General features: G+C 72.8%; 7 protein-coding genes and 2 pseudogenes. 6 read left to right on the forward strand and 3 right to left on the reverse strand.

What is annotated here, in order from left to right:
• The 5 genes and pseudogenes from G3I53_RS23630 to G3I53_RS23650 all read left to right on the forward strand — a co-directional run.
• Positions 1-290 (forward strand): annotated as a pseudogene (locus tag G3I53_RS23630) (histidine kinase); the annotation flags it as partial.
• Entirely contained in the window at positions 287-721 is a 435-nt protein-coding gene (locus G3I53_RS23635; RefSeq protein ID WP_164337999.1) for a roadblock/LC7 domain-containing protein, read from the forward strand. The pseudogene G3I53_RS23630 and the gene G3I53_RS23635, both read left to right, overlap by 4 nt.
• Before the next feature lie 9 nt (positions 722-730).
• The gene (locus tag G3I53_RS23640) at positions 731-1,126 is read left to right on the forward strand and encodes a DUF742 domain-containing protein (RefSeq protein WP_164337998.1); all 396 of its coding nucleotides are present in this window, start codon (positions 731-733) and stop codon (positions 1,124-1,126) included.
• 24 nt (positions 1,127-1,150) lie between these two features.
• Positions 1,151-4,805: pseudogene (locus tag G3I53_RS23645) on the forward strand (hydantoinase B/oxoprolinase family protein); the annotation flags it as partial.
• Entirely contained in the window at positions 4,789-5,394 is a 606-nt protein-coding gene (locus tag G3I53_RS23650) for an ATP/GTP-binding protein (protein WP_164337997.1), read from the forward strand. The pseudogene G3I53_RS23645 and the gene G3I53_RS23650, both read left to right, overlap by 17 nt.
• Before the next feature lie 110 nt (positions 5,395-5,504).
• On the opposite strand, the gene glpK is transcribed toward G3I53_RS23650, so the two are convergent.
• The gene (gene glpK / locus G3I53_RS23655) at positions 5,505-7,016 is read right to left on the reverse strand and encodes a glycerol kinase GlpK (protein ID WP_164337996.1); all 1,512 of its coding nucleotides are present in this window, start codon (positions 7,014-7,016) and stop codon (positions 5,505-5,507) included.
• A 115-nt stretch (positions 7,017-7,131) separates the two neighbouring features.
• On the reverse strand, positions 7,132-7,857 hold the full coding sequence (locus G3I53_RS23660) for an MIP/aquaporin family protein (RefSeq protein WP_164337995.1): 726 nt from the start codon (positions 7,855-7,857) through the stop codon (positions 7,132-7,134).
• A 331-nt stretch (positions 7,858-8,188) separates the two neighbouring features.
• On the opposite strand from G3I53_RS23660, the gene G3I53_RS23665 reads away from it, so the two are divergent.
• On the forward strand, positions 8,189-8,746 hold the full coding sequence (locus G3I53_RS23665) for an NUDIX domain-containing protein (RefSeq protein ID WP_164337994.1): 558 nt from the start codon (positions 8,189-8,191) through the stop codon (positions 8,744-8,746).
• A gap of 24 nt (positions 8,747-8,770) precedes the next feature.
• Here the strand turns inward: G3I53_RS23665 and G3I53_RS23670 are convergent.
• Positions 8,771-8,986 (reverse strand): hypothetical protein (locus G3I53_RS23670; protein ID WP_164438741.1); only part of this gene is annotated, 216 nt, incomplete at its 5' end.

The raw sequence follows: 8,986 nt of genomic DNA on the forward strand, positions 1-8,986 counted from the left end.
CGTCGGCGGCCCGGCCGCAGCCGGACGACGGTCCCGCACGGCCGGGCCCCGCCGGCGGCACACTGCCCCGCCGGGTGCGGCAGGCCAGCCTCGCCCCGCAGCTCAAGCACAGTGCCGCACGGGACACCGAGGACACCGGCCCGCCCGCCGAGCGGGACGCGGAGGAAGTACGCAGCCGCATGGCCTCGCTGCAGCGCGGCTGGCAGCGCGGACGTGAGGAGAACGCCGCGGGCGACGAGAGCCACGACGACACGGCACCACGAGGAACGAGCAAGGGGGACGGTCGATGACCGCACCGAACACGACCGGCCACGACGCGACCGACAAGGGGCAGCTGAACTGGCTCCTGGACGACCTGGTGGAGCGCGTCGCCAGCATCCGCAAGGCGATCGTCCTGTCCGGCGACGGCCTGCCCACCGGCGCGTCCCGGGACCTGACCCGGGAGGACAGCGAGCACCTGGCCGCCGTCGCCTCCGGATTCCACAGCCTCGCCAAGGGCGTGGGCCGCCACTTCGAGGCGGGCAGTGTCCGCCAGACCGTCGTGGAGCTCGACGAGGCGTTCCTGTTCGTCACGGCCGCCGGCGACGGCAGCTGCCTGGCCGTGCTCGCCGACGCCGACTCCGACGTCGGGCAGGTCGCCTACGAAATGACGCTCCTCGTCAAGCGGGTCGGTGCGCATCTGGCGGCCGCTCCACGCACCGATCTGCCCTCCGGCGGGTAGTGGGATGACATGAGCTCTGACGGGCAGGGAAGCAGCCACTGGTTCGACGACGAGGCCGGACCGGTGGTCCGCCCCTACGCCATGACCCGAGGCCGCACCACCAGTGCGGCCCAGCACCGCCTCGACCTGATCGCGATGGTCGTCACCGAGCGTCACGCCGACGACCCGGAGACCGACCCCACGCTGTCCCCGGAGCACGTGGACATCGTGGAACGGTGCCGGGACACGCCCCAGACGGTCGCCGAACTCGCCGCGGAACTGGATCTGCCGATCGGCGTGGTGCGGGTCCTCGTCGGCGATCTCGTCGACGCGGCGTTCGTGCACGTGAACCGTCCGGTACCGCCCGCCGAACTGCCGGACGAGAGTATTCTGCGCGACGTGATCGACGGCCTCCGGGCGCTGTGAACGGCGCGGGAGCGGGGTACTGACATGACCGGCTGGCAGTTCTGGGTCGACAGGGGCGGCACGTTCACCGACATCGTCGCGCGCCGGCCCGACGGCAGGCTGCTCACGCACAAGGTGCTCTCGGACGACCCGGCCGCCGCCCGCCCCGGCGCGGAAGCCACCGCCGACGCGGCCGTCGCCGGCATCCGCGAGCTGCTGGGGGACTCCCCGGAGCCGGTCGAGGCCGTCCGGATGGGGACGACCGTCGCCACCAACGCCCTCCTCGAACACAAGGGCGAGCGGACCCTGCTCGTCATCACCCGTGGCTTCCGCGACGCCCTCCGCATCGCCTACCAGAACCGCCCGCACATCTTCGCCCGCCGCATCGACCTGCCCGGCATGCTGTACGAGCGGGTCGTCGAGGTGGACGAACGCATCGCCCCCGACGGCACCGTGCTGCGCCCGCCCGACCTCCACGCACTGGCCGGCCCGCTGCGGGAGGCGTACGACGACGGCATCCGGGCCGTCGCCGTGGTCTGTCTGCACAGCCACCTCCACCCCGCCCACGAACAGGCCGTGGGGGAGCTTGCCGCCCGCGTTGGCTTCCCGCAGATCTCGCTCTCCAGCGAGGTCAGCCCTCTGATGAAACTCGTCCCCCGCGGGGACACCGCCGTCGTCGACGCCTACCTCTCGCCCGGGCTCCGCCGCTACGTGCGCCGCGTCGCCGACGCGCTCGGAGGCGCCCGGCTGATGTTCATGCAGTCCAACGGCGGGCTCACCGAGGCCGGGCAGTTCCGCGGCAAGGACGCCATCCTCTCCGGACCGGCCGGCGGCATCGTCGGGATGGCGCGCATGTCGCAGCTGGCCGGTTTCGACCGGGTCATCGGCTTCGACATGGGCGGCACCTCCACCGACGTCTCGCACTTCGCCGGCGCCTACGAACGCGTCTTCACCACCCTGATCGCCGGCGTCCGGCTGCGCGCGCCGATGCTGGACATCCACACCGTGGCGGCCGGCGGCGGCTCGGTACTGCACTTCGACGGCTCCCGCTACCGGGTCGGACCCGACTCGGCGGGCGCCGACCCGGGACCGGCCTGCTACCGGGGCGGCGGCCCCCTCGCGGTCACCGACGCCAACGTGATGCTCGGCCGCATCCAGGCGGCGCACTTCCCCACCGTCTTCGGCCCCGGCCGCGACCAGCCCCTCGACACCGCCCTGGTCCGGGAGCGCTTCACCCGCCTCGCCCGCGAGATCCGGGAGCGGACCGGCGACGACCGCACACCGGAACAGGTCGCCGAGGGCTACCTCCAGATCGCCGTGGCGAACATCGCCGCCGCGGTGAAGCGGATCTCCGTGCAGAAGGGCCACGACGTCACCCGCTACGCGCTGACGACCTTCGGCGGCGCCGGCGGCCAGCACGCGTGCATGGTCGCCGACTCGCTCGGCATCCGCACCGTCCTGGTGCCGCCGATGGCGGGCGTCCTCTCCGCCCTCGGCATCGGGCTCGCCGACACCACCGCCATGCGGGAGCAGTCCGTCGAGGTGCCGCTGGAACCCGCCTCGATGCCGGGCGTGGAGAAGACGGCCGGCGACCTGGAGGCCGCCGCCCGCGCCGAGCTGCGGGCCGAGGACGTGCCCGACGAGCGGATCGAGGTGACCCGCCGGGCCCAGCTCCGCTACGACGGCACCGACACCACCCTCACCGTGGAACTGGGCCGGCCGGAGACCATGCGGCAGGCATTCGAGGACCGTCACCGCGCCACGTACTCCTTCACGCTCGACCGGCCGGTCGTCGTCGAAGCCCTCTCCGTGGAAGCCACCGGCATCACCCGACCCCCCGACCTCTCCACCCTCGCCACCCCCGCCGAAGCCGCCGGCGCCCCGCGCACCGTCCGCCTCCACACCGGCGGCGCCTGGCGCGACGTGCCCCTGCACCACCGGCGGGAACTCCCTCCCGGCCGGACCGTCACCGGACCCGCGATCATCACCGAGGCCGGTTCCACCACCGTCGTCGACGACGGCTGGCGCGCCGCCGCGACCGACGGCGGGCACCTGGTCATGGAACGGGCGACGGTCACGCAGAGTTCCCGGCTGGACACGGAAGCGGACCCGGTGCTGCTGGAGGTCTTCAACAACCTCTTCATGTCCATCGCCGAACAGATGGGCGCCCGCCTCGAGTCGACCGCCCAGTCCGTCAACATCAAGGAGCGCCTGGACTTCTCCTGCGCCCTCTTCGACCCGGACGGCAACCTGGTGGCCAACGCCCCCCACATCCCCGTCCACCTCGGCTCGATGGGCACCAGCGTGAAGGAGGTCCTCCGGCGGCGCGGCTCCCGCATGCGGCCCGGCGACACCTACGCCGTCAACGACCCGTACCACGGCGGCACCCACCTGCCCGACGTCACCGTCATCACCCCCGTCTTCGGCCGCCCGGACGCCGGTGCCGCCACGGAGGGTGAGCCCGAGGTCCTCTTCCTGGTGGCCTCACGCGGCCACCACGCCGAGATCGGCGGCATCGCCCCCGGCTCCATGCCCGCCGACAGCCGCGCCATCGAGGAGGAGGGCGTCCTCTTCGACAACTGGCTGCTCGCCGAGCACGGCCGTCTCCTGGAGGAGGACACGCTCCGCCTGCTGACCTCCGCGCCCCACCCCTCCCGCGACCCGGCCACCAACCTCGCCGACCTGCGCGCCCAGATCGCCGCCAACCAGAAGGGCGTCGACGAGGTGCGGCACATGATCGAGACCTACGGCCTCGACGTCGTCCAGGCGTACATGAAGCACGTCCAGGACAACGCCGAGGAGGCGGTGCGGCGCGTCATCGACGCCCTCGACGACGGCGAGTACGCCTACGAGACCGACTCGGGCGCGGTCATCCGCGTGCGCGTGGGTGTCGACCGCGCCCACCGCTCCGCGACCGTCGACTTCACCGGCACGTCCGCCCAGCTGTCCACCAACTTCAACGCCCCGTTCGCCGTCGTCAACGCGGCCGTCCTGTATGTCTTCCGCACCCTCGTCGCCGACGACATCCCCCTCAACGACGGGTGCCTGCGGCCCCTGACGATCGTCGTGCCGCCCGGGTCCATGCTGGCCCCCGAACCGCCCGCCGCCGTCGTCGCGGGCAACGTCGAGACCTCCCAGGCCATCACCGGCGCCTTCTACGCGGCGCTCGGCGTCCAGGCGGAGGGCTCCGGCACCATGAACAACATCACCTTCGGCAACGCCCGCCACCAGTACTACGAGACCGTCGCCTCCGGATCGGGGGCCGGCGACGGCTTCCCCGGCGCCTCCGTCGTGCAGACCCACATGACCAACTCGCGCCTGACCGACCCCGAGGTGCTCGAGTGGCGACTGCCCGTCCGCCTGGAGGAGTTCGCCGTGCGCACCGGCAGCGGCGGCGCCGGACGGTGGCCCGGCGGCGACGGCGCGGTGCGCCGGATCCGCTTCCTGGAACCCATGACCGTCTCCACCCTGTCCCAACACCGCCGGGTCCCCCCGTACGGGATGGCCGGAGGTGAGCCCGGCGCGCCCGGCGCCAACCGGATCGAACGGGCGGACGGTACCGTCGTCCGTCTTGCCGGGAGCGACTCGGCCGAGGTGCTCCCCGGAGACGTCCTCGTCATCGAAACCCCCGGCGGCGGAGGGTACGGCCCACCGTCCGCCCCGTCGAGCAGGAGAGACAACCGATGATCTTCGGCCGTTCCGAGCGCGGGAAGCCCCCGGTCGAGCCCGTCACGCTCAAGATCCTCGTGGCCGGCGGCTTCGGCGTGGGCAAGACCACGCTCGTCGGCGCCGTGAGCGAGATCCGGCCGCTGCGCACCGAGGAACTGCTCACCGAGGCGGGACGTCCGGTCGACGACGTCAGCGGGGTGGAGGCGAAGAACACCACCACCGTGGCCATGGACTTCGGCCGCATCACGCTGCGCGAGGACCTCGTGCTGTACCTCTTCGGCACGCCCGGTCAGGAGCGGTTCTGGTTCATGTGGGACGAACTGTCCGAGGGCGCCCTCGGCGCCACCGTGCTCGCCGACACGCGGCGGCTGGAGGACTGTTTCGCGGCCATCGACTACTTCGAGCGCCGCTCCATCCCCTTTGTGGTCGGGGTCAACTGCTTCGAGGGCGCCGACCGTTACCCGCCCGAGGACATCCGGCAGGCCCTCGACCTCGACGACCACGTCCCGCTGCTGATGTGCGACGCGCGGGACCGCGAGTCGGTCAAGGAGGTCCTGGTCGGCGTGGTCCGGCACGCCATGACGCGGGCCGCGCGGCAGCGTCCGGCCGTCACCACCTGAACCCGGGCCCCGCACCACCCCACGGACGTGGCCGCGCCCCCGCCGCGCCGACGCGGCGGGAGCACGCGCGTGAGGGGATCACGCCCGAGGCGAGCACGCGCGGGGCGGGTTCACCCGTCGCCCTCCTCGACCCAGCCGAAGCTCTTCTCCACGGCCCTGCGCCAGTTGCGGTACTCGCCCTCGCGCACCTCGTCCGCCATGGACGGCTGCCACTCGGCGTCCTTCCGCCAGTGCGCCTTCAGCTCGTCCAGCCCGTTCCACACGCCCGTGGCCAGCCCGGCGGCGTAGGCGGCCCCCAGGCAGGTCGTCTCGGACACCCTGGGCCGGATCACCGGCACGCCGAGCACGTCCGCCTGATGCTGCATCAGCAGGTTGTTCTTCGTCATGCCGCCGTCGACCTTCAGGGTGGTGATGCGCACCCCGGAGTCCTGGTGCATCGCGTCCACGACCTCACGGGTCTGCCAGCTCGTCGCCTCCAGCACCGCCCGCGCGAGGTGGGCCTTGGTGACGTACCGGGTGAGGCCGGTGACCACGCCCCGCGCGTCGGAACGCCAGTAGGGCGCGAACAGGCCGGAGAACGCGGGCACGATGTACGCCCCGCCGTTGTCCGCCACGCTCGCCGCCAGCGGCTCGATCTCGTCGGCGCTGCGGATGATGCCGAGCTGGTCGCGGAACCACTGCACCAGCGCCCCCGTGATGGCGATGGACCCCTCCAGGCAGTAGACGGGCGCCTCCTCACCGATGCGGTAGCCCATCGTCGTCAGCAGCCCGCTCTTCGACGGCACCGGCCGGTCACCGGTGTTCAGCAGCAGGAAGCTGCCCGTGCCGTAGGTGTTCTTCGCCGTGCCCACGTCGAAGCAGGCCTGCCCGAACACCGCCGCCTGCTGGTCCCCGAGGGCCGACGCCACCGGCACGCCCGCCAGCGGCCCCACGGCGGTGCCGTACACCTCCGCGGACGACCTGATCTCCGGCAGGACGGCCTCCGGCACGTTCATCGCCGACAGGATCGAGGGATCCCACTGGAGCGTCTCCAGGTTCATCAGCATGGTGCGGCCCGCGTTGGTCACGTCCGTGACGTGCCGGCCGCCGTCCGGGCCGCCCGTCAGGTTCCAGATGAGCCAGGAGTCGATGGTGCCGAACGCGATGTCGCCGTTCTCCGCGCGGGCCCGGAGCCCGGGGACGTTGTCCAGCAGCCAGGCCGCCTTGGGCCCGGAGAAGTAGCTGGCGAGCGGCAGCCCGGTCTGCTCGCGGAAACGGTCCTGCCCGTCGGAGCCGCCCAGTTGGCGGCAGAGGGCGGCCGTGCGCGTGTCCTGCCACACGATCGCGTTGTGCACGGGCTTGCCCGTGGCGCGGTCCCACAGGACCGTGGTCTCCCGCTGGTTGGTGATGCCGAGCGCGCTCAGCTCGTCGGCCCGCAGACCGGCCTTCGCGAGCGCCCCGGCCACCACCGCCTGCACCTTGGACCAGATCTCGGTGGCGTCGTGCTCCACCCAGCCCGGCCTGGGGAAGATCTGGCGGTGTTCGCGCTGGTCGACGGCGACGATCGCGCCGTGCTGGTCGAAGACGATGCAACGACTGGAGGTGGTGCCCTGATCGATCGCGGCGACGAACGTGTCCGTCATGGCGTCCCCTTCGTCGGTACGTTCGGTACGTTCGGAGAACTGCTCGTTCGGAAGACTGCTCGTGCAGAGGGCTGCTCGTTCGGAGGGCTGTTCGTGCGGAGGGCCGTGCTGCGGATCAGAAGGCCGCGTTGAAGACGACCCCGGACAGGGCCGCCCCGATGAGGGGCCCCACGACGGGGACCCACGCGTAACCCCAGTCCGAGGTGCCCTTGTTGGGGATCGGGAGCAGTGCGTGCACCACGCGCGGGCCCAGGTCGCGGGCCGGGTTGATGGCGTATCCGGTCGGACCGCCGAGCGACAGGCCGATGCCGACCACCAGGAACGAGACGAGCAGGATGGAGGTGCCCGACTCGCCGAGCCCCTTGGTGAGTCCGAAGGCCAGGACCGGCAGCACCAGGCCCACGGTCGCGATGATCTCGGTGACGAGGTTGGCGACGGGATGGCGGATCGCGGGGACCGTGGAGAAGATGCCGAGCGTCGGCTGGGCGAGGTCCTCCTCCGCGTTGGCCCGGAACTGCGCGTAGTAGACCAGCCAGCACAGCACGGCGCCCAGCATCGCGCCCACCAGCTGCCCGGCCACGTACACGTGGACCTGGTCCCAGTCCCCGGTGTCGATGGCGATGCCGAGGGTGACCGCCGGGTTGAGGTGCCCGCCGGACAGGGGCGCCGCGGTGTAGGCCCCCGCCATCACACCGAAACCCCAGCCCAGCGCGATGACGACCCATCCGGCGTCCTTGGCCTTCGAGTAGTTCAGGACGACCGCCGCGACGACCCCGGCGCCGAACAGGATGAGGATGGCGGTGCCGATGATCTCCCCGACGAATATGTCTCCATTGCTCATGGCGGCTCCTAGGCCCGGCCCGGGACGCCTCGGCCCCGGACCTCACGTGCAGGATGCGTTTCCCATGGCGGCGCCGGCCGGGAACAGGGCGGTCCGCGCCCCGCCCGGCCCGCGTGACGGGCGTGCGTTGCCGTCGCACCGCCCGTGGGGGAGCGGGCCCCGGCATACGGGACCCCCGCCGCGGCGTGCTGGAATGCGCCGGGATGTGCGGCGATGCCGACTGACACGGGAAGTGTTCACCGGCGCCCAGGGGGCGTCAAGGTCGCCGACCGCACCGGTTGTGCGCCCCGCGCGGGGGACCCGGCCGTACGCCACCGGCCGGACCGTTGTGATGATCGGATACAGTCCGCGCGTGTCCAGAACTCACCCACCCGCCGGCAACGCTGAGCCGGGCTCCCACTGTTCGGCCTGCGGCACGCCCTACGGACCGGGCGTCACCGGCTGGCCCCGCACCTGCCCGGCCTGCGGCACCACGGCCTACCGCAACCCGCTGCCCGTCGCGGTGGCCCTCCAGCCCGTGTACGACACCCAGGGCACCGGCCTGGTCGTCATCACCCGGACCATCCCTCCCGCGCGCGGCGGAGCGGCGCTGCCCGGCGGCTTCCTCGACGACCGGGAGGACTGGCGGCAGGCCGTCGTCCGCGAACTCCGGGAGGAGACCGGCATCGACGCGGCGAGCCGCGACGTGCGGCTCGCCGACGCCATGAGCTCCCCGGACGGACACCTGCTGCTGTTCGGGCTCCTCCCGGAGCGCTCCGCCGACGTCCTGCCGCCCTTCACCGCCACCGACGAGACCGACGGCCGCCGTCTGATGCGCCGCCCCGAGGAACTCGCCTTCCCCCTCCACACCCTCGCCGCGCGGGCCTGGTTCGAGGGCCGCTACATCTGACCCCGGCGGGCGTCCCGCCGCGCGTCAGCGCGCCCGGACCCCGCGCAGCCGCACCGGGTGGAGCGGGGGCCCGGCACCGTCGCCCCCCTCGCGCTCGACGACGACCCGGGAGCCCGCCCACCGGGTCGTGTACCGCTCCGGCTCCGGCTCCTTCCACCCGTCCCCGGTGTCCGGCAGCACCGTGCCGCCCCCGCTCCGGCCCCGCGCGGGCGCCCAGACCTCCAGTTCCAGGCCGCCGCC

This window comes from Streptomyces sp. SID14436 (assembly GCF_010548465.1).
Taxonomy (GTDB): Bacteria; Actinomycetota; Actinomycetes; order Streptomycetales; family Streptomycetaceae; genus Streptomyces.

Coding starts and splice junctions, on each gene's coding strand:
- G3I53_RS23660 (WP_164337995.1), bottom strand. CDS start 7,857: ATGAGCAATGGAGACATATTCGTCGGGGAGATCATCGGCACCGCCATC.
- glpK (WP_164337996.1), bottom strand. CDS start 7,016: ATGACGGACACGTTCGTCGCCGCGATCGATCAGGGCACCACCTCCAGT.
- G3I53_RS23640 (WP_164337998.1), top strand. CDS start 731: ATGAGCTCTGACGGGCAGGGAAGCAGCCACTGGTTCGACGACGAGGCC.
- G3I53_RS23635 (WP_164337999.1), top strand. CDS start 287: ATGACCGCACCGAACACGACCGGCCACGACGCGACCGACAAGGGGCAG.
- G3I53_RS23650 (WP_164337997.1), top strand. CDS start 4,789: ATGATCTTCGGCCGTTCCGAGCGCGGGAAGCCCCCGGTCGAGCCCGTC.
- G3I53_RS23665 (WP_164337994.1), top strand. CDS start 8,189: ATGATCGGATACAGTCCGCGCGTGTCCAGAACTCACCCACCCGCCGGC.